The sequence below is a fragment of the Kitasatospora sp. NPDC048239 genome, assembly GCF_043202015.1.
In the GTDB taxonomy this organism is placed as follows: domain Bacteria; phylum Actinomycetota; class Actinomycetes; order Streptomycetales; family Streptomycetaceae; genus Kitasatospora.
Map to the genome: position 1 here is coordinate 423,015 of NZ_JBICZP010000004.1, position 22,841 is coordinate 445,855.

Annotated in this window: 22 protein-coding genes; 9 read left to right on the plus strand and 13 right to left on the minus strand. The window is 73.3% G+C overall.

From position 1 onward, the window contains the following. Nucleotides 1-128: 128 nt before the first annotated feature. Entirely contained in the window at nt 129-1,064 is a 936-nt protein-coding gene (locus ACGFZP_RS13525) for an ATP-binding cassette domain-containing protein (RefSeq protein ID WP_392931768.1), read from the plus strand. After that, nucleotides 1,061-1,813 carry an ABC transporter permease gene (locus tag ACGFZP_RS13530; RefSeq protein ID WP_392931770.1) on the plus strand — a complete coding sequence of 251 codons (753 nt, stop codon included), beginning with the start codon at nt 1,061-1,063 and terminating at the stop codon, nt 1,811-1,813. Before ACGFZP_RS13525 ends, ACGFZP_RS13530 begins: the two co-directional genes overlap by 4 nt. Nucleotides 1,814-1,981: 168 nt before the next feature. Here the strand turns inward: ACGFZP_RS13530 and ACGFZP_RS13535 are convergent, their stop codons facing one another. Beyond that, nucleotides 1,982-3,160, minus strand: a complete 1,179-nt coding sequence (locus tag ACGFZP_RS13535; RefSeq protein WP_392931772.1) for a PucR family transcriptional regulator — start codon at nt 3,158-3,160, stop codon at nt 1,982-1,984. 87 nt (nt 3,161-3,247) lie between these two features. On the opposite strand from ACGFZP_RS13535, the gene ACGFZP_RS13540 reads away from it, so the two are divergent. Further along, nucleotides 3,248-4,303, plus strand: a complete 1,056-nt coding sequence (locus ACGFZP_RS13540) for a ferredoxin reductase (RefSeq protein WP_392931774.1) — start codon at nt 3,248-3,250, stop codon at nt 4,301-4,303. 7 nt (nt 4,304-4,310) lie between these two features. After that, nucleotides 4,311-5,429 carry a fatty acid desaturase family protein gene (locus tag ACGFZP_RS13545; RefSeq protein WP_392931776.1) on the plus strand — a complete coding sequence of 373 codons (1,119 nt, stop codon included), beginning with the start codon at nt 4,311-4,313 and terminating at the stop codon, nt 5,427-5,429. Nucleotides 5,430-5,570: 141 nt separating this feature from the next. Here ACGFZP_RS13545 and ACGFZP_RS13550 read toward each other — a convergent pair whose 3' ends face one another. The 3 genes from ACGFZP_RS13550 to ACGFZP_RS13560 form a co-directional block, all read right to left on the minus strand. Further along, nucleotides 5,571-6,305, minus strand: coding sequence for a peptidyl-tRNA hydrolase (locus ACGFZP_RS13550; protein ID WP_392931777.1), 735 nt, complete (start codon nt 6,303-6,305; stop codon nt 5,571-5,573). 147 nt (nt 6,306-6,452) lie between these two features. After that, nucleotides 6,453-7,526, minus strand: coding sequence for an inosamine-phosphate amidinotransferase 1 (locus ACGFZP_RS13555; RefSeq protein ID WP_392931779.1), 1,074 nt, complete (start codon nt 7,524-7,526; stop codon nt 6,453-6,455). A gap of 485 nt (nt 7,527-8,011) precedes the next feature. Continuing rightward, complete coding sequence (locus tag ACGFZP_RS13560; protein ID WP_392931781.1) at nt 8,012-9,787, minus strand: hypothetical protein; 1,776 nt, start codon at nt 9,785-9,787, stop codon at nt 8,012-8,014. A gap of 239 nt (nt 9,788-10,026) precedes the next feature. On the opposite strand from ACGFZP_RS13560, the gene ACGFZP_RS13565 reads away from it, so the two are divergent. The 3 genes from ACGFZP_RS13565 to ACGFZP_RS13575 all read left to right on the plus strand — a co-directional run bounded on the left by ACGFZP_RS13565 (nt 10,027) and on the right by ACGFZP_RS13575 (nt 12,928). Further along, nucleotides 10,027-10,998 carry an HpcH/HpaI aldolase/citrate lyase family protein gene (locus ACGFZP_RS13565; protein ID WP_392931783.1) on the plus strand — a complete coding sequence of 324 codons (972 nt, stop codon included), beginning with the start codon at nt 10,027-10,029 and terminating at the stop codon, nt 10,996-10,998. A 2-nt stretch (nt 10,999-11,000) separates the two neighbouring features. Then, nucleotides 11,001-12,239 (plus strand): aminotransferase class I/II-fold pyridoxal phosphate-dependent enzyme, encoded by a 1,239-nt coding sequence (locus ACGFZP_RS13570; protein ID WP_392932245.1) that lies wholly within the window; start codon nt 11,001-11,003, stop codon nt 12,237-12,239. Between the two features lie 191 nt (nt 12,240-12,430). After that, nucleotides 12,431-12,928 (plus strand): MaoC family dehydratase, encoded by a 498-nt coding sequence (locus tag ACGFZP_RS13575; RefSeq protein WP_392932247.1) that lies wholly within the window; start codon nt 12,431-12,433, stop codon nt 12,926-12,928. A 103-nt stretch (nt 12,929-13,031) separates the two neighbouring features. Here ACGFZP_RS13575 and ACGFZP_RS13580 read toward each other — a convergent pair whose 3' ends face one another. The 4 genes from ACGFZP_RS13580 to ACGFZP_RS13595 all read right to left on the minus strand — a co-directional run bounded on the left by ACGFZP_RS13580 (nt 13,032) and on the right by ACGFZP_RS13595 (nt 17,066). Then, complete coding sequence (locus ACGFZP_RS13580; RefSeq protein WP_392931785.1) at nt 13,032-13,994, minus strand: zinc-binding alcohol dehydrogenase family protein; 963 nt, start codon at nt 13,992-13,994, stop codon at nt 13,032-13,034. Between the two features lie 29 nt (nt 13,995-14,023). Then, entirely contained in the window at nt 14,024-15,349 is a 1,326-nt protein-coding gene (locus ACGFZP_RS13585) for a peptide ligase PGM1-related protein (RefSeq protein ID WP_392931787.1), read from the minus strand. A gap of 174 nt (nt 15,350-15,523) precedes the next feature. Next, the gene (locus ACGFZP_RS13590) at nt 15,524-16,105 is read right to left on the minus strand and encodes a hypothetical protein (protein ID WP_392931789.1); all 582 of its coding nucleotides are present in this window, start codon (nt 16,103-16,105) and stop codon (nt 15,524-15,526) included. Nucleotides 16,106-16,133: 28 nt separating this feature from the next. Then, the gene (locus ACGFZP_RS13595; RefSeq protein ID WP_392931791.1) at nt 16,134-17,066 is read right to left on the minus strand and encodes a hypothetical protein; all 933 of its coding nucleotides are present in this window, start codon (nt 17,064-17,066) and stop codon (nt 16,134-16,136) included. A 123-nt stretch (nt 17,067-17,189) separates the two neighbouring features. Between ACGFZP_RS13595 and ACGFZP_RS13600 the strand changes: the two genes are divergently transcribed. After that, entirely contained in the window at nt 17,190-17,561 is a 372-nt protein-coding gene (locus tag ACGFZP_RS13600) for a YbjQ family protein (protein WP_392931793.1), read from the plus strand. 145 nt (nt 17,562-17,706) lie between these two features. Next, complete coding sequence (locus tag ACGFZP_RS13605) at nt 17,707-18,807, plus strand: NAD(P)-binding domain-containing protein (RefSeq protein ID WP_392932249.1); 1,101 nt, start codon at nt 17,707-17,709, stop codon at nt 18,805-18,807. A 77-nt stretch (nt 18,808-18,884) separates the two neighbouring features. Here ACGFZP_RS13605 and paaE read toward each other — a convergent pair whose 3' ends face one another. From paaE to paaA, 5 genes are read right to left on the minus strand one after another with little or no spacing between them, the layout of a single operon-like run. Beyond that, entirely contained in the window at nt 18,885-20,045 is a 1,161-nt protein-coding gene (gene paaE, locus ACGFZP_RS13610; RefSeq protein WP_392931795.1) for a 1,2-phenylacetyl-CoA epoxidase subunit PaaE, read from the minus strand. Then, nucleotides 20,046-20,552: a 1,2-phenylacetyl-CoA epoxidase subunit PaaD gene (paaD, locus tag ACGFZP_RS13615; protein WP_392931797.1), complete on the minus strand. Its 507-nt coding sequence runs from the start codon at nt 20,550-20,552 to the stop codon at nt 20,046-20,048. Next, entirely contained in the window at nt 20,546-21,427 is an 882-nt protein-coding gene (gene paaC, locus ACGFZP_RS13620) for a 1,2-phenylacetyl-CoA epoxidase subunit PaaC (protein ID WP_392931799.1), read from the minus strand. Before paaC ends, paaD begins: the two co-directional genes overlap by 7 nt. Nucleotides 21,428-21,444: 17 nt before the next feature. After that, nucleotides 21,445-21,738: a 1,2-phenylacetyl-CoA epoxidase subunit PaaB gene (gene paaB, locus ACGFZP_RS13625; protein ID WP_030234269.1), complete on the minus strand. Its 294-nt coding sequence runs from the start codon at nt 21,736-21,738 to the stop codon at nt 21,445-21,447. Next, nucleotides 21,735-22,721: a 1,2-phenylacetyl-CoA epoxidase subunit PaaA gene (paaA, locus tag ACGFZP_RS13630; protein WP_392931801.1), complete on the minus strand. Its 987-nt coding sequence runs from the start codon at nt 22,719-22,721 to the stop codon at nt 21,735-21,737. The genes paaB and paaA overlap by 4 nt, the downstream gene beginning before the upstream one ends. Nucleotides 22,722-22,841: the final 120 nt, after the last annotated feature.

Sequence of the window (22,841 nt, forward strand, 5' to 3'; positions counted from 1 at the left end):
CCATCCTGCCAGGTCACCGCCGTGCCCGGCCTCCCTCCCGGGAGGGAGGCCGGTCCACTCCCCGGCGGGATCCGCCGAGGCCCCCCGGTCCGGTCGAATGGGGGCACACCGAGAGAGGGAGCGCGGCGATGATCGAGGTTCAGGGCCTCACCAAGGAGTACGACGGGACGAGAGTGGTCGACGGGCTCGACTTCGTGGTCCGGCCGGGCGTGGTGACGGGCTTCCTCGGGCCGAACGGCGCGGGCAAGAGCACCACCATGCGGATGATCCTCGGCCTGGACCGGCCGACCGCCGGGCGTGCCCTGGTCGACGGCCGCCCGTACGCCGAACTGGACCACCCGCTGCGGGCGGTGGGCGCACTGCTCGACGCCCACGCCGTGCACGGCGGCCGCACCGCCCGTGGACACCTGCGCTGGCTGGCCGCCTCCGACGGGCTGCCGGAGCGCCGGGTGGACGAGGTGCTCGCCCAGGTCGGCCTGACCGAGGCGGCGGGCCGCCGGATCCGCGGGTTCTCCCTCGGCATGCGCCAACGCCTCGGCGTGGCCGCCGCGCTGCTCGGCGACCCGCAGACGCTGATGCTGGACGAGCCGGTCAACGGTCTCGACCCGGAGGGCATCCGCTGGATCCGCACGCTGCTGCGCGAACTGGCCGCCGAGGGCCGGTCGGTGCTGGTCTCCTCGCACCTGATGACGGAGATGGCGCTCACCGCCGACCACCTGGTGGTGATCGGCCGGGGCCGACTGCTGTCCGACGCCGCCACCTCGGACTTCATCGACCGCCACGGCCGCACCCGGATCCGGGTCCGCGCGGTGGATCCGGCGAAACTGGCCGTCCTGCTCGGCGGCGACCTCGGCGGCGTCGGCGCCGGGACGGCGACGGTGACGGCCGAGCAGGTGGACGGCGGCGCCTGGGAGGTGAGCGGCGCCGAACCCGAGCGGATCGCCGCGCTCGCGGCCGCGAACGGCGTGGTGCTGTACGAGATCGCCGTCCAGCAGGACTCACTGGAGGAGGCCTTCATGCGGATGACCGCAGACAGCGTCGAGTACCGGGCGGTGGCGGCATGAGCACCCAGGCCGCTCCCCTCGGACAGGTCCTGCGCTCCGAGCGGATCAAGTTCACCACGCTCCGCTCGCTCTGGCTGCCCCCGCTGATCGCGGTGCTGCTCACGGTCGGCTTCGGCACGGCCGTCGGCGCGGCGGTCGGCGGCGAGGACGACAGCCTCCTCCGCGACCCGGGGGTCGGGATCCACTACGGGCTCAACTTCGGCCAGGCCGCGCTGGTCTGCTTCGGCATCCTGCTGATCGGGCAGGAGTTCAACAGCGGCATGATCGGCGTCTCGCTCGCCGCCGTGCCCCTGCGCGGACGCCTCTACGCCGGGAAGCTCGCCCTCGGGGCGCTCGTCGCCCTCGCGGCCGGCCTGGCCGGGACGGCCGGCTCCTTCGCCGGGTACGCCGCCTTCGTCCCCGGCGACTGGGACGGCCCCGCCGCCGTCCGCAGCGCCGCCGCCGGGGTGCTCTACCCGGTGCTGATGGTGGTGCTCTGCTTCGGCCTGACCGCCGTGCTGCGCAACCTCACCGCGGCGATGGGCCTGCTGGTGCCGACCGTCTTCCTGCTCTCCCCGCTGCTCAGCGGCGTCCCCGGGGTCCGGTACGCGGTGCAGTTCCTCCCCGACCAGGCCGGCCAGTACGCGCTGCGCTACGCCGACAACCCGGAGATCGCGTACGGGCACTGGACCGGACTGCTGATCATGGCCCTCTGGGCGGCCGCCGCCGCCTATGCCGGCCTGCGCACCCTGCGCCGCCGGGACGCCTGACGCGGGGCGCGCGGCGCGCCGGGGGCCGGGGGCCGGGGGCCGGGGGCCGGGGGCCGGGGGCCGGGGGCCGGGGGCCGATCATGGAATGACAGTCGACGGATGACAGATTCTGAAATCTGTCATCCGTCGACCGCCACCCGTCATCCGTCATTCGTCAGCTGCCGCCTGTCACCTTGAACCTGCCGCCCGCGCGTCACCCCCGTAGCGCGGGCTGGTCCGAAGACCCACCGCCAGGGTCAGTTCGAGGACCCGGTGTGGCGATGCGAGATCCGGGAACAGCTCCCGCAACTGCGACATCCGGTACCGGACCGTCTGAGGGTGGACGAACAACGCCGCCGCCACCTCGTCCCGCCTGCCCTGGTGCAGCAGCCACGCCCGCAAGGTCTCCTCCAGCCGCCGCGCGGTCGTGACCGGCAAGGTCCGCAACGGTGCGAGGGCTCGGGCACGCAGGTCTGCGAACGCGTCCACGTCGGCGCTCAGTACCAGCTCGGGCAGGTGGTCCTCGGTGTCGCGGATATCAGCGGAGAGGGAGCGCGCGCGTACGGCTCGTGCGTACGAGGCGGACGCACGAGTCCATGGCCGTGCCGGGCCGACCACGGCGGTGAGGTCGGTCAGCTGCCGCAGGAGGTGTGATCGTTCGGCATCGGGGACGAGCAGCACACCGGTGGCGTCCGGCAGATCGTCGAGGACGAGGGTGCTCGGGTCGAGCGCGCGGTAGGCGGGCCGGGCCTGGGCGGCGGGCAGCAGGACGGCGGTCAGCGAAACCGGGGGCTGCCACCCGGCCCGTTGAGCAGAGGCCAGCAACACGTCCGGGCTCGCGCCGGCGAGGAGGTCGCGGGCCAGGTGCTCCAGGTGGCGCTCGTGGGCCCTGCCCCGGGCGGCCAGTTCGTCGGCATGGCCCGCGGCGCTCGCGGCGGAGAGCTCGTCGATGTAGGCGAAGGTCAGCTCGGCGAACTTGGCGACCTCGGCGGCGGGCAGACCTGCGGGTACGGCACCCGCTGCCAGGCATCGCCAGGCCACGCGGGCGCCGACGCGGTAGGCGCTGAGCAGGGCGTCCATCGAACGGCCGTCGCGCACCTCGCCGCGGCCCAGCTCGTAGGCCGCGCCACCGGCGTCGCCACCCGTGGCGTTCCCGCTCGCGAGGTCCAGGTAGTGCCCCAGCGCGGTGCGGACGGCTCGGCGGATGGTGCCGCCCATGCGGCCCGAAAGGGCGTTGGCATAGGGAGGGACCTCGTCGATGATCGCCTCGACGACCTCGTCCGCGGTGGCCGTCAGCGCGGCCCGAAGCGCGGTGACCGTCGTCTCATCCAGGACCAGCTCGCTGGCCCTCCGGGTTGCATGGCTCACGTTCTTGTTCCCTGCGAACAATTCAGCCGACCAGATTTACGTCCTACGGTCAGGACTTTACGCCCTGAGGCGCAGCAAGCTGGAGTCATGACGAGTGCAGCCCTCCGCAGCAGGGCATGGAAGCTGCTGGAGATGGTCACGACGCCGCTGCTGCCGTCGGACTACCTCGACCTGGTCAGCCCGCTGCGTGCGGGCGCCGACCTGCGTGGGCGCATCGAGGCCGTGCACCCCGAGACGGGTGACGCCGCGACCATCGTGATCAGGCCGGGACGGGGCTGGCGCGGCCACACGGCCGGCCAGTACGTGCGGATCGGGGTCGACGTCGACGGGAGGCGCCTGTGGCGTGCCTACTCCGTCACCTCACCGACCAACCGCCGGGACGGCCGCATCACGATCACCGTGAAGGCGATCCCGGACGGCAAGGTCAGCAACCACCTGGTCCGCAGGGCGGCACCGGGCACGCTGATCCAGCTCGACCAGCCGACCGGTGACTTCGTGCTGCCGCAGGCCAAGCCCGCCAAGGTGCTCTACCTGACGGCCGGCAGTGGCATCACGCCCGTGATGGGCATGCTGCGCGACACCGGGTTCGACGACGCCGTCATGGTCCACTGCGCACCCCGGCCGCAGGACGTGATCTTCCGCACCGAACTGCACGACCTGGTCGCGGACGGGAAGCTGCGCCTCACCGAGGTGCACACCAGTACGGACGGCATGCTCGACATCGCCCGTCTCGGCGAACTCGTGCCCGACTGGGCCGAGCGCGAGACCTGGGCCTGCGGGCCCGCGGGCCTGCTCGACTCCGCAGAGGAGCACTGGGCCGAGCACGGTGTCCCAGAGCGCCTGCACACCGAACGCTTCCGCCCCCGCATCGTGGTCGCCGGCGACGGCGGCGAGGTCACGTTCAGCACCACCGGCAAGACCGTCGACGCGGACGGCGCCACGCCGTTGCTGGACATCGGCGAGGAGGCCGGCGTGCTCATGCCCTCCGGGTGCCGCATGGGCATCTGCTTCGGCTGCGTCACGCCGCTCAAGGCGGGCGCCGTCCGCGACCTGCGCACCGGCGAGATCACCGAGGCCGAGCCGGGCGTCCTCATCCAAACCTGCGTGTCCGCCGCGGCGGGCCCCTGCGACATCGAACGGTAGAGGCACCTTGACCGCCATCGACCCCACCGCCCACCTGACCGCGGAGCAGATCGAGGAGCTCGGCCGCGAGCTGGACGCGATCCGCGACGAGGTGATCGCCAGCCGTGGCGAGAAGGACGCCGCCTACATCCGCAGGGTCATCGCGGCGCAGCGCAAGCTCGAGCTGGCCAGCAGGGGCGTGCTGCTGTTCTCGATCTTCCCGCCCGCGTGGCTGCTCGGCACCGCCGGCCTGTCCGTGGCGAAGATCATGGACAACATGGAGATCGGCCACAACGTCCTGCACGGCCAGTGGGACTGGATGCGGGACCCGAAGATCCACTCCACCACCTGGGAGTGGGACCACGTCTCGCCGTCCGAGCAGTGGAAGCACTCGCACAACGAGCTGCACCACACGTACACCAACGTGATCGGCAAGGACAACGACCTCGGCTACGGCATCATGCGCGTCGACGAGGACCAGAAGTGGCACCCGATCCACCTCGGCCAGCCGCTGTGGAACCTCGTCAACGCCTGCTTCTTCGAGTACGGCATCGCGGCGTACGACCTGGAGCTCGGCAAGAACCTGCACAAGCGCCGCCGCAGGGACCCGGAGTTCCGCGCGCGGGCCAGGGCGGTGGGCCGCAAGATCCGCAAGCAGGTGCTCAAGGACTACGTGATCCACCCGCTGCTGTCGGGCCCGTCGTTCCTCACCACGCTCGCCGCCACGTTCACCGCGAACATGGTCCGCAACGTCTGGACCCACTCGGTGATCATGTGCGGGCACTTCCCCGAGGGCGTGCAGGTCTTCGAGCGCGGGTCGGCCGAGGGTGAGACGCGCGGCCAGTGGTACCTGCGCCAGATGATGGGCTCGGCGAACATCAGCGGCAGCAGGGCCATGCACTTCATGACCGGCAACCTGTCGCACCAGATCGAGCACCACCTGTTCCCGGACCTGCCGAGCAACCGGTACGCCGAGGTCGCGGTGAAGGTGCGGGCGCTGTTCGAAAAGTACGAGCTGGAGTACGTCAGCGGGCCGCTGCCCCAGCAGGTGTTCTCCGCGTGGCGCAAGGTCTTCCGGCTCTCGCTGCCGAACAGGAAGCCCAAGGCCACGACGCCGGACCGCAAGCAGGAGCTCGTCGCGGCCTGACTCCCGGTCGTGGTTCTCCGGGCTTCCAGGTTCTCCGGGCTCTCCGGGCTCTCCGGGCTCTCCGGGTGACGACATCCGCACGGGAGCCCTCGCCGCGCGGGTCCGGGCGGCGGTTGCCGGGTCGGGGTCAGCGTGGTGCGTTCACGGGCGCCGAAGGCGCCCGACCGGGCAGTAGCGCGTGCCGCCTTCGAGGGCGACAGTCGGCCCCGGCGCGATCTCGGTGAACCCAGCGTCCTGGACCACCGGGAGGCCGCTCGTCACCAGCTCCGCCCAGACCCCGGGCGAGGCGGTCCGGACGGCCAGCGCGAAGCCGGACTCGGCCCACTCCTTGCGCTGGGCCTCGTCCAGCCGCCACCAGGCGAGCTGGGCGGCGTGACCGGTCTGGGCCATCGTCTTGCCGGCGCTCATCTCCAGCTCCGGGTTGAGCCAGAGCACCGGCACACCGGGCGCCGGGTCGTCGAGCGGGCCGGCCTCCTCCAGGTCCGTCCCCGACACCTGGAGCTTGGCCAGCTCCTTGGGCCAGCCGTCCAGCGGGACCGGCGGGAAGACCCGCACCTCCGCCTCCCGACCCGCCACCGTGATCCCGGGGAGCTCGCCGGCCCGCCGCCATTCGCCGCCCCGGGCCCGCCGGACCACCTTGCGGATCCGGGCGTCCTCCCAGGCCTCGACCCGCTCGGCCCACTCGCCGTCCGGCCCGGCGACCCGGGGGTCCGCCAGCAGGGTGAGCACCGCCCGCGCCGAGGTCTCCAGCGCGTCGGTGCGCCCGGGCGGGGTGGCCCGCTCCAGCCGCACGAGCAGCGGCAGTACGTACTGCGGCCGGCCGTCGCGGTCGTCGGCGGACGGGGTGGGAACGGGGGCGTCGAACGGAGAGGTCACCCGTCAAGCATGCCAGCCCCCACCCGCGTGTCGATCACCGCGGGAGGGCCGGCGCCCGCCGACCGGTGCGGGAAGGACAGGCGCGGGGAGGACAGGCGCTGGGCGGCCGGCCCCGGTCGACCGGCTCCGACCGCCCCGCCGCCGTCCTCACGCCAGGTAGTCCTCCAGCCCGCCGTCCCGCCGGATGTCCAGCGTGACGCAGTGGAAGCCGCCGCCCAGCACCCGCGAGTGGCGCAGGCGCTGCGGAACGACGGTGATGCCCGCGTGCTCCAACTGCTTGATCAGGCTGTGCTGACCGGACTCCACGATCGCGGTGTCGGGGCTGACCATCAGCAGGTTCATGCTGATCCAGCTCTCGCTCAGCGCGTTCTCCGGCGAGTCGGCCGAAGGCTCGGCCGGCGGGCACCAGAGGATGTCCCAGTCGCGCAGCGGCTCGGGCACCGTCTCGGGGCTGATCCGCTCGGGGTTGAGCAGGACCAGGCCCGGCCGCAGCAGGGCGATGGTGCTGTCGATGTGGGTGTAGCCGTAGATGCCGCGCAGCGGGTGCAGCCGCAGGTCCCCGAGCAGTCCGAGGGTCGACTCCAGCCAGCGCAGGCCGAGTTCGTTGCCGCTGCGGGAGACCTGGTAGAAGACGTCCCGGCCGAGCCGCAGCACGTTGGCGGCGTCGAAGACGGGCTCCGCCTCGCCGAGCAGCGGCAGGCCGTCCGCGTCGAACTCGAAGAGCTCGTCGTCCAGTCGCGGCCGGGGCGCGGACAGCCAGTTGGCCCCGCCCTCCAGGTACTCCTGGAACAGGTCGCGCAGGCCGAACACCTCGAAGTAGCGGGCCCGCATCGGACTCGCCACCTCGATCACCGTCTCGCCGACCACCAGGGTGAGGTCACGCGGGCAGTAGCTGTGGAAGCCGCCTTCGGCCCGCCAGCGCGGCGCCGCGAACTCCGCCGAGTGGTCGATCACTTCGGGCTGGCGGACGGTGACGCCCAGGCCGCGCAGGGTGGCGACCAGCGCGTCCAGGTCCTCCTCGGTCTCCTCGATCACCTGCTGCGGGTAGGCGCCGGTGGGGATCGTGGCGAGGTCGGCGGCACTGGTCTTCGGGAAGCAGGACAGCCAGGACGACGGGTCGGACTGCTCTGGCAGCCGGGCACCCGCAGCGGTGCCGACCACGACCTCGCGCAGTGTGGTGAACTCGTCCCAGCTGTGCACCGGACGGGCCGAATTGGACATGACTCCCCCTTGACGCGGATTCGGAATATGGCGAGGACAGCGTGAACAACAAGGACGGCGTGAACACCAAGGACGGCGGTTCAGCGAGTACGGCGGCACGGCGAGTACGGCGGGGAACAGCAGGGACGGCTGCGAACGACGCAGCGACGCGCACAGCACGAACAGCAGGAACATCAGGGCCGGAGGACCGACGGGAGGAGTAGGAAGGGCGGCAGCGCGCACAGCCGCGCCCAGGCGGATACCGAACGGACCGCCCCGGCGGCGGAATTGCCTCGGGGAAACCGTCCGGTCGGCACCGGCCGACCGGGACTGGCGGGAAATCCCTGGCCAGGCAGGCCAATTCGCAAGCTGCACGGGCCGGGATCGATCGCCAAGCTACCCGGCCCGCCGACGGCCGCGCAAGCAGGTGATCGACAATCCCGGCCCGGCCGGATTACCCGGCGATTAACCGCGGGATTGTTCAACTCCCGCCGCCCCGGCACTGATCAATGCCGCCAGGCCCGCCGCATCCGGCTCCCGCCGGCCAGCGTGAGCAGCGCCCCGCCGGCCGCCGCGAGCCCGGCCACCGCCAGGCTCTGCCGCCGGGACCGGCGCCGGTCCGCGGCGGCCGTCCGCACGGCCGCCGCCAGGAAGGCCCGCTCCACCCCGGCCGGGGTCAGCTCGCCCGCCGCCACCCCTCGCCGCAGCTGCTCCAACCGGGCCCCGCGGAAGAGCAGTTCCGGGTCCCGGTCGGCGGCGTTCCAGATCCGGGCGGCCTCGGTGAGCCGCCGCTGGTCGCCGAGCACCTCCCGCCCCTCGGCCAGCCAGTCCCGCAACCGCGGCCAGGCCTGCGGCAGTACGTGGTGCGCCAGCTCGACGGTGCCCCGGTCCAGTACCACCAGCCGCGCCCGGACCATCCGTTCCAGTACCGCCGGTACCCCCGGGTCGTCGAACTCGGCCCGCCCGACCGGCTTGCGCGCACCCTCACCGCCGCCGGGAGCCGCCTCACCGCTGAGCCGCAGGAACACCGCCCTGGCCTGCTCGCGGTCCTCCGCGCCCAGCCCGCCGTACAGCGCCTCGGCCGTCCGGGCCAGCGCCCCCTCGAACCCGCCGGTGGCCTGGAATCCGGCCAGGGTCAGCGCGTTTCCGCTGCGCCGCCGCCAGGTCTCCAACAGGGCGGAGGACAACAGGGGTAACGCACCCGGCTGCTGTGCGGCGGCGGAGATCAGGACCGCGAGCAGCGCGCCCTCGACGGTGCAGCCCGAGCGCAGCGCGGGTTCGGTGATCGCCCGGCGCAGTTCGTCCGGCGCCGGGCGCCCGACCGCCAGCACCGCGTCCCGGCAGGCCGCGGCCAGCGCCGGGTGCTCGGCCAGCAGTGCGGCGCCCTGGTCGGAACGCACCACCAGCACCACCCGGCAGCGGACGGGCCCCTGGGCCGCACCGCCTGCGCCCGGGTCCGCGGCGCTCGCCACCAGCGCGTCCAGGAACCGGTCCCGCTCGGCCGCGTCCCGGCACCGGGTGCGCAGCTCCTCCGCCTGGTCCACCACCAGCACCGGGTCGACCCCGCGTCGTGCCTCCCCGGCTCGCTGCCCGAGCCGGGCCAACGCCAACGCGTAGGCCTCCATGGGCCGTTCCCCGGGGGTCAGCAGAGCGACGGGTACGGCGCCCCCGGTCGCCCGCCCGCCGCGCGCCCCGCCGCCGGTGCCCCGATCCCAGCCGACGGCCGACCCGGCGGACGGTCCGACGGCCGACCCGACGGACGGTCCCTCGCGCGGCCCGCCGGCCGCGCCGCCGTCCAGCCTGGCCAGCAGACCGGCTCTGACCAGTGAGGACTTCCCGACCCCGGACGGCCCGACGAGCACCACCAGCCGCCGTTCGGAGAGCAGCGCCACCAGCCGGTCCAGCAGCGCCTCCCGTCCGAAGAACCGCTCCGCGTCGGCCGCCTCGAAGGCCACCGCGCCGGGGTAGGGGGCGCGTCCGGCGTCCTGGGCCCGCCGCCGGGCGGCGGTGTCGGCGGCGAGTTCGGCGGCGAGCAGCTGCCAGCGGTGCTGCCACTCCCGTACGTCGCCGCCGCATGCCTGTACATAGGCGAGCGTGACGGCGAGGCTCGGCAGCCGCCGCCCGCCCGCGGCCACCGACAGACTGGCGGCGGAACAGTGTGCCCGTACCGCGAGTTGGCGGTACGGCGGGGTGCCCGCCCGTTCCCTGAGCGCCCGCAGATCGCCCGCGAATCGCAGCAGCGGCCCGTCCCCCTGGTCCAGTGGACTCTCTCGACGCGGCACAACAGCCCCCTTCTCCGTTGAAGTGGTGCTCGATGACACGAGTCCCGATGACATGACGTTGGTGTGAAGCCGTGTGTCCATCCCCCGAGATTCATCATGCACAGGCCAGTTGGCGTCAAACAATGGGACCTGCGGGTCGGTTGTTCCGAGTTGATGTTCAATGTCCAGCCACTCGGCGCCGAACAATGCCGGTGGGATAGAACCGGGACCCGCAGACTTCGCTGACTTCGGAGATTTCCATGAAGTTCACGCGGTACTGCCGTTCCCTGCTGTCCACACCCGCGATGGCGGTGGAGCGGTACGCCAAGAGCCACCAGTCCGGGGCCGATATCGCCATGGTCGACCTGGAGGACTCGGTCCCGCCCACCCACAAGGAGGAGGCCCGCCGACTCGCCGAGGAGTTCTTCGCCCTGCCGTCCACCAAGCTGGCCCGCAGCGCGGTGCGCATCAACACGCTGTCCGGGCCCGAGGGTCTGCGCGACCTGATCGCGCTCACCCGCTACCGGGTCAAGCCGGACGTCGTCCTGATCCCGATGGCGGAGTCCCCCCGGGACATCGAGATCGCGGCCGGCGCGCTCGGCGCGGACTGCCCGGAGACGGAGTTCCTCGCCGTCGTGGAGACCCCGCTCGGCATCGAGCACGCGCCCGCCATCGCCGCGGCCGGCCACCGCCTGCGCGGGCTGGTCTTCGGCTCGGCCGACTACGCCTTCGCGGTCGGCGCCCGGCTCTCCTGGGAGGCGCTCGCGCATGCCCGCGGCCGGGTGGTCAACAGCGCCCGCGCCGCCGGGGTGGAGGCGATGGACGCGCCGTTCTTCGAGGTGACCGACCTGGACGGGCTGCGCCGCGAGGCCGCGCTCGCCCGGGACTTCGGCTTCAGCGGCAAGATCGCCGTACACCCCCGGCAACTCCGGCTGATCAACGAGGCGTTCAGCCCGGACGAGCAACTGCTGGAGCGGGCCCGGCGGGTGGTCGAGGCGGGCCGCGAGAACGGCCGCTCGGTCACCGTCGTGGACGGCGTGATGGTCGGCATGCCCTTCTTCGAGGCCTCCCAGCGCCTGATCGAGCAGTTCGACCTGTCCGGCCCACCGGCCCTGCCGGGCCCGTCGGCTCCGCCCGACCGGACCGACCGCACCGACCGGACCACCGGGGCCGCCGGAACCGCCGGGCCCGCAGCGCCCAACCCGCCCGCAGCCACCAGGAAAGAGAAGTGACGATGACCGAAGAGTCCATCCAGGGCCCGCGCCGGTACCGCAACGCCGAGGCCATGCTCGCCACCGCCGACCCGGTGTGGCAGGCGGCCGGTGCGAACGGGCTGATCGGTATCAAGGTCGACTCGGAGTCCAACAACCGGCTGATCGTCCGGGAGACCGGCCACGAGTTCGCCAACATGGTCTCCTGCGCCTACCTCGGACTGAACAACCACCCGAAGATCGCGACCGGCGCGGTGGACGCGCTCACCGAGTCCAAGAGCACCTGGCTGGTCACCTCCACCACCCGGATCCGGCACAACCTGCTGGTGCGGCTGGAGGAGGAGCTCGGCGAGCTGTTCGGCGCCCACATCCTGCCGGGCGCCTCCTGCACCGCGCTCACCGCCGGGATCCTGCCGCTGATCGCCTCCGGCCACCTCGACGGCACCTGCGACGGCCCCGGCGGCGGCCCCCGGGTGATGGTCTTCGACCGCTTCTGCCACTTCTGCATGGCCTATGTGAAGCCGATCTGCGCGGACGAGTCGCTGGTGCTCAACTGTCCGCACAACGACCTGAACTACCTGGAGGACATCTGCCGCAAGTACCCGCGGGTCGCCTACGTGGCGGACGGCGCGTACTCGATGGGCGGCGCGGCCGCGCTCGACGGCCTGCTCGAACTCCAGGACCGCTACGGCCTGTTCCTCTACATCGATGACTCCCACTCGCTGTCCATCATGGGCGAGCGCGGCGAGGGCTTCGTCCGCTCCCGGCTGGAGATGAACCCGCTGACCGTGATCGTGGCCAGCCTGGGCAAGGGCTTCGGGACGGGTGGCGGCATCGCGATGCTCGGCAACCGCGAGCAGTTCGAGTTCCTGCACCGCCACGCCGGACCGGTCGGCTGGTCGCAGAACGTCGCCCTGCCGCTGGTCGGCGCCTCGCTGGGCAGCGCCGACGTCCACCGCTCCGGTGAACTCGGCGAGCTTCAGGCCAGGTTGAACCGCAATATCGACCTCTTCGACGAGCTGCTGCCGACCACCTTCGCGGGCAACGGACTGCCGGTGCGCCGGGTGGACGTGGGCGACGCCGAGCGCGCCGTCAAGCTCTCCGCCCAGCTCTTCGAGCGCGGCTTCTACAGCTCGGCGGTGTTCTTCCCGATCGTCCCCAAGGGCGAGGCCGGGCTGCGGCTGATGATGCGCGCCGACATGGACGAGCGGCTGATCACCGAGTTCGCCGGGCACGTCAAGGAACTCACCTCCGACCTCTGACACTTCGGGAGAAGCACGGCATGCACGGCAGTACGGACGGCACACCGGACGACACCACCGACCACAGCCCGAACGACCACAACCCGAACGATCAGAACCCGAACGATCACGGCCCGGACGGCCACGGCCCGGACGGCCACAGCCCGGACGGCCTCGGCACGGACGGCCTCGGGCCCGCCGGCTATCGGCGGATCGGCGAGCGGCGCTACCGCGAGGTGGTCGGCCGCTACTACGAGGAGTTCACCGTCGGCGACGTCATCGAGCACCGCCCGGGCCGGACCGTCACCGAGCTGGACAACGTGCTGATGAGCATGCTGAGCATGAACGACGCCCCGCTGCACATCGACGCCGCGTACAGCGAGCACACCCCGTGGGGCCGGCCGATCGTCTCCAGCCTGGTGACGCTCAGCATCGTCGGCGGGATGACCGCCCGCTCCACCAGCGGGCGGACCATCGCCAACCTGGGGTGGGAGAACATCCGGATGACCCACCCGGTGTTCACCGGCGACACCCTGTACGCGCAGACCGAGACGCTCGCCAAGCGGCTCTCCAAGTCCCGCGAGGGGCAGGGCATCGTCAGCTGCCGCACCACCGGGACGAAGTCGACCGGCGAGGTGGTGGTGGTCTTCGAGCGCAGCTTCCTGGTGCCCCTGCGCGGTTACGGCCTGGACGAGGCCACCGGGTACTGAGCACAGGCCGACGGGGGGCGGGGCCGGATCGTCGGCCCCACCCCCCGTCGGCACGCCCCCGGCCCTCCCGGCCGAGAGCGCTCAACCGGCCCGCCCCGGGTGCTCAGCCGGCGCTGTCGTCCTCCCGGTGGACGTCCACCAACACCTTGCCCATGGTCTCCCGCGCGGCCAGCACCCGGTGCGCGCCGCCCACCCCGGAGAGCGGGACGACCCGGTCGACCCTGGCCACCAGCCGCTTGCCACCCGCGAGTCGGAAGAGCCGATCGGCGACCTCGGTGAACAGCGCCCGGTCGTCCAGGACCTGCTGCAGCCAGAAGGCCAGCACCCCGACCGAGCGGTCCGCCAACTCGTCCACGGTGAAGGACTCCTCGGCGTCGCCGCGCGCCCCCACGCTGAGCAGCCGCCCGAACGGCGCCAGCGCGGCCAGCCCCACCCGCAGCACCTCGCCGCCGAGCGAGTCGACAAACAGGTCGATTCCGCCGAACTCCCCCAGCAGCGCGGCCAGTCGGGGATCGGCCGGATCGAGCGCCGCATCCGCGCCGAGCGAGCGGACGAACTCCCGCTTCGCCGCCGTCGAAGCCAGCCCCACCACCCGGCCCGCACCCAACTCCCGGGCCAGCTGGACCGCCAGGTGTCCGACCCCGCCCGCCGCCGCCGTCACCGCCACCCGCTCACCGGCCCGCACCCGACCGAGCAGGGCCAGCGCACCGTAGGCCGTCGCACCCTGTTCCAGCAGCGCCAGCGCCTGCTCGTCCCCGACCTCCGGCGGCACCTCCACGGTGTACGCGGCCTCGGCGCACGCCACTTGGGCGTAGCCGCCGCCGGAGCGCAGCAGGGCGACGACCCGCCGCCCGTCCCCGCGCCGCCGGCCGACCACGTCCGCGCCGAGCACGGCGGGCAGCGGGTACCGCTGGTACTCGCCCCGACGACAGTGCAGGTCCGCGTAGTTGATCCCGGCCAGGGTGACGTCGATCAGGTGTTGCCCCGGCCCGGCAACCGGCTCGGGCCGGGTCTCGACCCGGAACTCCTCGGGCCCGCCGTACCGGTGGATCACCGCCGCGCGCATCCCGGGGCGCGGTCCCCCGGCCGGCCCGGTCACTCGGCGAAGAGCGCGGTCAGCCGGCGCTCCGCCGCCCGGGCGGCGTCGGCGTCCTCCGCGATCACGCAGTACATCACCGAGCCGTCGGCCGGGCCGAAGTCGGCGCTGAACACCACGCCCGTCCGGGTCGCGCGGTCGAAGGACAACCCGGCCCGCTCGACCGCCGCGACGGCCTCCGGGAAGGACGGCACGGAGAGGCCGGCCAGCTCCAGGATCACCCGGGAGGCGCGGTGCTCGGCACCGACCAGCCGGGCGAACAGCGCGTCGTGCAGATGCGTCGAACCGGTCAGCCGGCCGTTGGTCTCGCTGAAGTACAGCTCGCCCTTGGGCGTCAGGAAGGCGTCCGCGCTGACCGTGCCCCGGTATCCGAGCACCCGCAGCGACTCGCACAACCGCGCTGCCTGGTCGACCAGTTCGGCCATCGCCCCGGCGTCCGGGGTGACCGGCGGGGTGATCTCCCCGATCACCACCGGGTCCATCACCATCTCCCCGCAGCCGGACAGCACCGCGGCGTGGTCGCCGATCGTGAACTCCGCGTAGAGCGGCGCCGCGTCCGTGAAGTACCGCTCCACCACGACCCGCTGGCCGCGGCCGCCGGTCAGCCACTCCCACCGCTCGGCGACGTAGCGGGCCACGGCCGCCCGGTCCGCCAGCAGGACCACCCGCTGCGCACCGGCCGGGGTGACCTGCTCGTCCCGGCTGAGGATCTCGTTGCCGAAGCCGCCGGCCTGGTACTCGACCTTCATCATCACGCTGTGGCCCTGCTCCAGCAGCCCGTTGACCGCCGCCTCCACCTGCTGCGGCGCGGTGGCGACCGTTCCCGGCGGGATCGGCACCCCGGCCCCGGCCGCCAGCGCCCGGAACACCGCCTTGCTGTTGACCAGCGCATTGCCGCCCTGTGCGGCGAAGGCATGGCCCGGCACGGCGTGTTCGGCGCCGAGCGCGGCGGCCAGGTCGACCACGGCCGCGTTGGGCGAGATCGCCAGCACCCGCTCCACCGGCCGCCCGGCCAGCACCCGGCGCAGCTCCTCGCGGAAGCCCGGGTCGGCCAGCCGGTCCGGGGTGAGGATGTCCTCGCCCTCCACCCCGGGCGGCGGCACCACGACGGTCAGGCTCTCGGCCCTGGTACCGGTCAGCCCGGTGACGTACCCGAGGTACGCCGGGTCGGGCTCCCAGGGCAGCACCAGCACGTCGTCGTCCTCGGCGAACCAGAGCATCCGCTGGGCCCCGCAGCCGGCGAACCGCCGCTCCAGCTGCGTCATCCCGGTGAGGTCCCCGACCATCTCCTCGGTGCGGTTGTTTCCGATGCAGAGCGTCGTCATCTGGTGAACTCTCCCGGCGTCCGGTGAAACTGCGGATCTGCGGCACTCCTGAGGCGTGTGTCCCAGATGTAGCGCACCGGGGTTGTTCGGGTTCGGCGCTCGGTCATTGAACAAAAACGTTGAACAACAGGGCTTTTTGGGACGGCCCGGGGCGGCAGCGCGGTCGGACGGGGCCTAGCCGCGCAGGCGCTGGCGCAGGTCCTCCACCGCGGCCCGGATGCCCGCGGCGTACGAGTCCGCGGGCAGCGCGTCCAGGCTGCGGACGGCGCGCTCCAGTTGCTCGCGGGCGCGGTCGGGCTCGCCGAGCTTGAGGTGGTCGGAGGCCAGGTTGAGGTACAGCGAGGGGTAGAAGGCGCGGACCTGGAGGGCGGACCGGTAGGTCTGGGCCTGCTCGGCGGTCAGCGATTCGGCGGCGGCCAGGGCCCGCTGGTCCCACTCCAGCTCGGCCCGCGGGTCGTCCTGGAGGTCGGCCAGGTAGTGGGCCAGCACGCAGCGGTGGAACACGTCGCCGCGCTCGCCGAGCTCCTCCCAGAGCCGCTCGAAGCTGTGCCGGGCCTCGGCCGTCCGCCCGCGCTGCGCGGCCTGGACGCCCTCAAGGCCCAGCGCCAACCGGGCCAGCACCGCGTCGTCGGCCGCCGTGCCGTCGGCCCCGGAGCCGTCGAACCACGCACCACCGGGCACCGCACCGTCGGGTCGCACGCCGTCGGGCGCCACACCGCCGGGCACCGCACCAGAGCCATCGGACATGTCGGACATGCCCGCAGCCTAGCCGGGTCGGCGGCGGTCAGCGCCGGTAGCCGCGCTGCGGGTCCCGCTCCTCCGCGTCCTCGTAGGACAGGAACCAGCCCTCCGGGTGGGTGGCGGACAGCAGCAGTTCGGCTCGCTGCTCGGTGCTCAGCTCCGGATCGCCGTCGTCCGGCCCGTAGACCCCGAACAGCTCGTCGTGGCAGCCGTCCCAGTCGTAGTCGTAGAGGTCGGCCGGCAGGTCGCCCATCATGTCGGCGACCGACTCGGGCTGTGCGCCGAGCAGCGTGCGGGCGTCCACCAGGGCCATCCGCAGCGCGATCTCCTCGGCCAGGCAGCGCGGCAGCGGCCACTCGCCGAGTGCCAGGTCGTCGGCCAGGTCGTCGAAGGCGCGGGCCATCGCGCGCCGCCAGCCCCGGTGCAGGAGCCAGGTGCGCTGCGGAAGCCGGCCGAACACCGTCCAGTCGGCCTCCTCCCCGTCGGTCACCGGCTCGTCCTCGTGCTCCTCCAGGTCGTCGTACGCCGCATCGGCCAGGCCGAGGAGTTGGGCGTGCAGCAGACAGGCCGTGCGCGGGGTGAGGGTCCAGTCGCCGGCTCCGCCGCCGCCGTCCGCCTCGTCGGCGTCCAGCGGGAACAGCTCGGCGAAGTCCGGGGCGAAGTCCTCGGTGACGCTGATCTCCAGCGTGCCGCCGATCGCCTCGACGCCCGGCATCGCGGCGACCAGCCGGTCCGGGTGCAGCAGTGCGCCGAGCGCCGCGTTGGCGTCCTCGGCGACCTCGCGCAGCAGTTCGCGGCGTTGACCGGCCGGGTCGATGCCGTCGAAGTCCAGTTCCTCCACGGCCGCGATCGCCGCGGCGCGCAGCGCCGGCCAGTCGGTGATCCGCAGGCCCAGCACCACCGTCGCCTCGATCTCCTGCGCACCGGAGTCCTCCGCCGCGCCCGGCCCCTGTGGATGATCGCTTCGCTCGCCCATGGGGCTACGGTACGGCCTTTCCGGCGTCCCATCACCGGTGTGTCCGGCATCTCCATGCGTTCTCCGGTCGTTCCCGGCCCCGCCTCTGCCTCCGGACGGCCTGCGGCGCAGAGGATGGGGCCCATGGCCAACATTGACGAATACGGCGGCGGGCAGGGCCCGAACACCCAGGTACTGGTGGTGACCACCAATGACATCCCCGGCTACCGCGTCGATCACGTGATCGGCGAGGTCTTCGGCCTGACGGTGCGCAGCCGGCACATCGGCAGCCAGATCGGCGCCTCGCTGAAGTCCCTCGTCGGCGGCGAGCTGAAGGGTCTGACCAAGACCCTGGTGGAGAGCCGCAACGAGGCGATGGCGCGGCTGGTGGAGCAGGCCCAGGCGCGCGGCGGCAACGCGGTGCTCATGATGAGGTTCGATGTCACGGAGGCCGCGGACGTCGGCACGGAGATCTGTGCGTACGGGACGGCGGTGGTGATCTCCCCGGCGGCCTAAGGCCTCTCTGCCCGGGACCTGCCCCCGCCGGGAACACCGGCCCGGCCCCTGATGTTTCACCGGCGTGACTGTTTACGGTGCAACCAACGGTGAGGCCGTCGGCACGGCGGACGGTGCGAGGGGGGCCGCGGCCGACGCCGGTGCGGTGCGCCGGGTCGACGTCGTGGTGGTGGGCGCCGGACAGGCTGGCCTGTCCGCCGCCTACCACCTGCGCCGCCGCGGCTTCGCCCCCTACCGGGCGGACGCCGACGGCGGCTTCGTCGTGCTCGACGCCGACCCCGCGCCGGGCGGCGCCTGGGCGCACCGCGCGCCCTCGCTGCGGATGGCCACCGTGCACGGGTTCCACGACCTACCCGACTTCGAGCTGCCCGCGCCGGACCCGGACGCCCCCGCCCGCGAGGTCGTGCCGGGGTACTTCGCGGCGTACGAGGCGAAGCACGCGCTCCCGGTGGTGCGCCCCGTCCGCGTCCTGGCCGTCCGCTCGGCGGAGGAGCGGCCCGACGCCCGGCTGCTGGTCGAGACCGACTCCGGCGCCTGGTCCGCCCGGGCGCTGATCAACACCACCGGTACCTGGACCAGGCCCTTCCTGCCGCACTACCCCGGCCGGTTCGCCGGGCGGCAGCTGCACTACGCCGAGTACCGCGGCCCGGAGGAGTTCGCGGGCAGGCGCGTCCTGGTGGTCGGCGGGGGCGCCTCCGCGATCCAGGTGCTGTCGGAGGTCGCGGCGGTCGGCGAGACGGTCTGGGTCACCAGGAGCGAGCCGGTCTACCACGAGGGCCCGTTCACCCCCGAGTACGGACGCGCGGTCGTCGCCAAGGTCGAGGAGCGGGTGCGACAGGGGCTGCCGGTGCGCAGCGTGGTGAGCGTGACCGGCCTCGGGCCGTCCGTCGCCTACCGGCGCGCCGAGGAGCTGGGCGCGCTGCACCGCCGCCCGATGTTCGACCGGCTGACCGAGCACGGCGTCGCCTGGGGCGAGGCCGAGCTTCCGGTCGACGCCATCGTCTGGGCCACCGGGTTCCGCCCCGAGGTCGGCCACCTCGCCCCGCTCGGTCTTCGCTCCCCCGGCGGCGGCATCGCCCTCACCGGCACCCGGGCGAGCTCCGACCCGCGCGTGCACCTGGTCGGCTACGGGCCCTCAGCCAGCACCATCGGCGCCAACCGGGCCGGGCGGGCCGCCGTCGCCGACCTCGTCGGGCTGCTCGGCGAACCCGGGCCGGCCCGGGCCGCCGCCCTGCCGGCCCGGTAGCCGGCCCGTGTAGCCGACCGGTGTTGCCGACCCGTGTAGCCGACCCGAACAAGCGGTAGCCGGCTCAGCGGGTCGGCTCAGCGGTCGTAGTCGACGGTCACCTGGTCGGTGAGCGGACGGGCCTGGCAGGTCAGCACGTAGCCGGCCGCCAGCTCCTTCTCCTCCAGGGCGAAGTTGCGGCGCATCTCCACCTCGCCCTCGGTGACCAGGGCGCGGCAGGTGCCGCAGACCCCGCCCTTGCAGGCGAACGGCAGGTCGGGGCGGGAGCGCTGGGCGCCGTCCAGGATGGAGCGGTCGCGCGGCAGGCAGAGCGTGCTGCCGCGGCCGTCGAGGACGACGGTGACCTCGCTGCTCGGGCCGCCGTCCGCGGGCCCGGCCTCCGGCGACCGCTCGGCGACCGGCTCGTCCTCGGCGTGGAACAGCTCCTGGTGCACCCGCTCGGCCGGGACGCCGAGCCCGGACAGCAGGTCCTTGGCGCCGGTGACCATCCCGAACGGACCGCAGAGCCACCAGTGGCCCACCTCAGCCACGTCCACCAGGGCCGTCAGCAGCGCCTCGACCCGGTCCGGGTCGAGGCGGCCGCTGAGCAGCTCGGCGTCCCGGGTCTCCCGGGAGAGCACGTGCACCAGCTGGAAGCGGTCGAGGTAGCGGTCCTTCAGATCGGCCAGCTCGTCCGCGAACATCACGGTGTCGCTGCGCCGGTTCCCGTAGAGCAGGGTGACGGTGGAGGTGCGGTCGGCGGCCAGCACCGAGCCGGCGATGGAGAGCATCGGGGTGATGCCGGAGCCGGCCGCCAGCAGGACGTGGTCGGCGGGCTCGCCGAGCTCGGGGGTGAACAGGCCGGAGGGCGTCAGCACCTCGACCTCCTCGCCGGCCCGCGCGTCCCGCACCATCCAGCGGGAGAACAGCCCGCCCGGTACCTCGCGGACGGCGATCCGCAGCGGGCCGCCGACGGGGGCGCAGATCGAGTACGAGCGGCGCTCGTCGACACCGTCCACCACCCGGCGCAGCGTCAGCGTCTGGCCCGGCCGGAACGCGAACTCCTCGGCGAGCTCGTCCGGCACCTCGAAGGTCACCGCGACGGCGTCCTCGCAGAGCCGCTCGACCAGGGCGATCCGCAGCCCGTGGAAGGTCGGGCGGCGGAAGGCGCGGGCGGCCGGGGCCGGACGGGCGGCCGACGGAGCCGGGGTTGCGGCCGGCGCCGGGTCGGTGGCGGCCGGGGCTGGACGGGCGGCCATTCAGATCTCCTTGACGCGTTCGAAGGGCTCCCGGCAGCCGCGGCAGCGCCACAGCGCCTTGCAGGCGGTGGAGCCGAAGCGGGACAGCTCCTCGGTGTCGGTACCGCCGCAGAGCGGGCAGGCCACCAGGTGGCGGGTCGGGCCGAGGGCCAGCAGGCCGGGGGCCGAGGGGCGGTCGGCCGTCGGGTGGGGCGGGGCGATGCCCGCCTCGACGAGCTTGCGGCGACCCTCCTCGGTGATCAGGTCGGTGGACCACGGCGGGTCCAGCCGCAACCGCACCCGGACGTCCGGGTAGCCGGCCGCGCGCAGCCGCCCGTCCACGTCCGCCGCCATCTCCGCGACGGCCGGGCAGCCCGAGTAGGTCGGGGTCAGCCAGGCGGTCACCGTCGTGCCGTCCTCCTCGACCCCGGCCAGCACCCCGAGGTCGGCGAGGGTGAGCATCGGCAGCTCCGGGTCCGGGACGGTCGCCGCGATCTCCCAGGCCCGGCTGCGCACCGTCGTCACCATGTCGCCCCCGGGTGTGCGCGGGCCAGCACCTGGAGTTCGGCCAGCAGCAGGCCCAGCGCCTCGGTGTGCACGCCGTCCCGGCCGGCCCGGCCGCCGACACTGGCCAGCGGCGGCGTCTGCGGCACGGTCAGCCCGGCCTCGGCGAGCACCGCGGCGAGCTCGCGCAGGACCGGCGCGCGCAGCGTGCCCGGGTCCACGCCGACCCGCAGCTCCACCGGGTGCGCGGTGAACAGCTCGTCCAGCAGCGGCCAGGCCTCGTCCAGCCCGGCCTGCATCCGCTGCGCCGAGTACGGGGTGCCGTCGCCGAGCCGAAGCGTCCAGGCGGTGGCGTACTCGCGGTGGTAGGCCAGCTCCTTCGCACCCCGGGCGGCGACCGCCGCCAGCACCGGGTCGGCGTGCCCGGCCAGCGCCTCGTACAGCGCGCCGCGCGCGGTGGCGAAGAGCAGCAGGCGGGCGATCGAGAAGGCGAAGTCCCCGTTCGGGGCCTCGACCAGGCGGACGTTGCGGAAGTCGTGCTCCTCGCGCCAGTACGCCAGCTCGTCCTCGGTCCGTCCGGAGCCGTCGGCCTGGCCGGCCCGGGTGAGCAGCTGGCGGGCCTGGCCGAGCAGGTCGAGGCCGAGGTTGGCGAGCGCCACCTCCTCCTCCAGCTCGGGCGCCCGGGTGCACCACTCGATCAGCCGCTGGGCGAGGACGAGGGCGTCGTCTCCCAGCATCAGGCAGTAGGCGGCGAGCTCGGCGCCGTCCAGGCCGGCCGGCACGGCGGTGTCCACGCCGAGCAGCGGATCGGCGAAGCCCGTCCCGTACGCCCAGCGGCCCTCGCCCTCGGGCTCGGGGGACGCCTCGGAGAGGGTCAGGTAGACGTGGTCGTCGGTCATGGTTCTGCTGCTCCCCGTCAGATGTGCGGGACATCCTCGGGGATGTCGTAGAAGGTCGGGTGGCGGTAGACCTTGTCGCCGCTCGGTTCGAAGAACGGGTCCCGCTCGTCCGGGGTGGAGGCGGTGATCGCGTCGGAGCGGACCACCCAGAGGCTGACGCCCTCGTTGCGCCGGGTGTAGAGGTCGCGGGCGGCGAGCAGGGCCATCCGGTCGTCGGACGCGTGCAGCGAGCCGACGTGCACGTGGTTCAGGCCGCGCCGGGGGCGCACGAACACCTCGTACAGCGGCCAGCCGGCCTTGGACTCGGTCACTTTCCGTTCTCCTCTTCGGCTTGGTGCCGCACCTCGGCGCGGCGCTTCTCCGCGTAGGCGACGGCCGCCTCGCGGACCCAGGCGCCGTCCTCGTGGGCGGCCCGGCGGCGCTCGACCCGCTGGGCGTTGCAGGGGCCCTGGCCGTGGATCACCCTGGTCAGCTCGGACCAGTCCGGCTCGCCGAAGTCCCAGCCGGCGCGCTCCTCGTTCCAGCGCAGCCCGGGGTCGGGGAGGGTGACGCCGAGGTGCTCCGCCTGCGGGACGGTCATGTCGACGAAGCGCTGGCGCAGCTCGTCGTTGGTGTGCCGCTTGATCCGCCAGCCCATCGAGCGGGCGGTGTTCGGCGAGTCGGCGTCGGAGGGGCCGAACATCATCAGCGAGGGCCACCACCAGCGGTCCACCGCGTCCTGGACCATCCGGCGCTGGGCGTCCGTCCCGCGCATCAGGGTCATCAGCAGCTCGTAGCCCTGGCGCTGGTGGAAGGACTCCTCCTTGCAGATCCGGACCATGGCGCGGGCGTACGGCCCGTAGCTGCACCGGCAGAGCGGGACCTGGTTGCAGATCGCGGCGCCGTCGACCAGCCAGCCGATCACACCGACGTCGGCGAAGGTGAGCGTCGGGTAGTTGAAGATCGAGGAGTACTTCTGCCGGCCGGAGATCAGCTTCTCGGTGAGTTCGGCGCGGTCCACGCCGAGGGTCTCGGCGGCGGCGTAGAGGTAGAGGCCGTGGCCTGCCTCGTCCTGGGCCTTGGCCAGCAGGATCGCCTTGCGGCGCAGGGACGGGGCCCGGGTGAGCCAGTTCCCCTCGGGCTGCATTCCGATGATCTCGGAGTGCGCGTGCTGGGCGATCTGGCGGATCAGGGTGGCCCGGTAGGCGTCGGGCATCCAGTCCCGGGGCTCGATCCGCTGTTCGGCGGCGATCACCGCCTCGAACCGGTCCTCCTGCGTCTGCAGGGGGATCGGTTCGGCCACCTCTGCTGTCACCACGGTCCCCTCTCGCCCTTCTCCGGTCCTTCGCCGATCCTTCGACCGACTGACCGTTCGGTCGGTTCCATTGTGCGCGGTGGGACGGGGGCCTGACAAGGGAGCCCGGCCGACGGTTGA

Bases quoted from the DNA above. Each gene is read 5' to 3' on its own strand.
- ACGFZP_RS13555 (WP_392931779.1), bottom strand. From the start codon at position 7,526: ATGTCCAATTCGGCCCGTCCGGTGCACAGCTGGGACGAGTTCACCACA.
- ACGFZP_RS13595 (WP_392931791.1), bottom strand. From the start codon at position 17,066: ATGGGCGAGCGAAGCGATCATCCACAGGGGCCGGGCGCGGCGGAGGAC.
- ACGFZP_RS13540 (WP_392931774.1), top strand. From the start codon at position 3,248: ATGACGAGTGCAGCCCTCCGCAGCAGGGCATGGAAGCTGCTGGAGATG.
- ACGFZP_RS13525 (WP_392931768.1), top strand. From the start codon at position 129: ATGATCGAGGTTCAGGGCCTCACCAAGGAGTACGACGGGACGAGAGTG.
- paaE (WP_392931795.1), bottom strand. From the start codon at position 20,045: ATGGCCGCCCGTCCAGCCCCGGCCGCCACCGACCCGGCGCCGGCCGCA.
- ACGFZP_RS13530 (WP_392931770.1), top strand. From the start codon at position 1,061: ATGAGCACCCAGGCCGCTCCCCTCGGACAGGTCCTGCGCTCCGAGCGG.
- paaC (WP_392931799.1), bottom strand. From the start codon at position 21,427: ATGACCGACGACCACGTCTACCTGACCCTCTCCGAGGCGTCCCCCGAG.
- ACGFZP_RS13565 (WP_392931783.1), top strand. From the start codon at position 10,027: ATGAAGTTCACGCGGTACTGCCGTTCCCTGCTGTCCACACCCGCGATG.
- paaD (WP_392931797.1), bottom strand. From the start codon at position 20,552: ATGGTGACGACGGTGCGCAGCCGGGCCTGGGAGATCGCGGCGACCGTC.
- ACGFZP_RS13590 (WP_392931789.1), bottom strand. From the start codon at position 16,105: ATGTCCGACATGTCCGATGGCTCTGGTGCGGTGCCCGGCGGTGTGGCG.
- ACGFZP_RS13580 (WP_392931785.1), bottom strand. From the start codon at position 13,994: ATGCGCGCGGCGGTGATCCACCGGTACGGCGGGCCCGAGGAGTTCCGG.
- ACGFZP_RS13585 (WP_392931787.1), bottom strand. From the start codon at position 15,349: ATGACGACGCTCTGCATCGGAAACAACCGCACCGAGGAGATGGTCGGG.
- ACGFZP_RS13600 (WP_392931793.1), top strand. From the start codon at position 17,190: ATGGCCAACATTGACGAATACGGCGGCGGGCAGGGCCCGAACACCCAG.
- ACGFZP_RS13570 (WP_392932245.1), top strand. From the start codon at position 11,001: ATGACCGAAGAGTCCATCCAGGGCCCGCGCCGGTACCGCAACGCCGAG.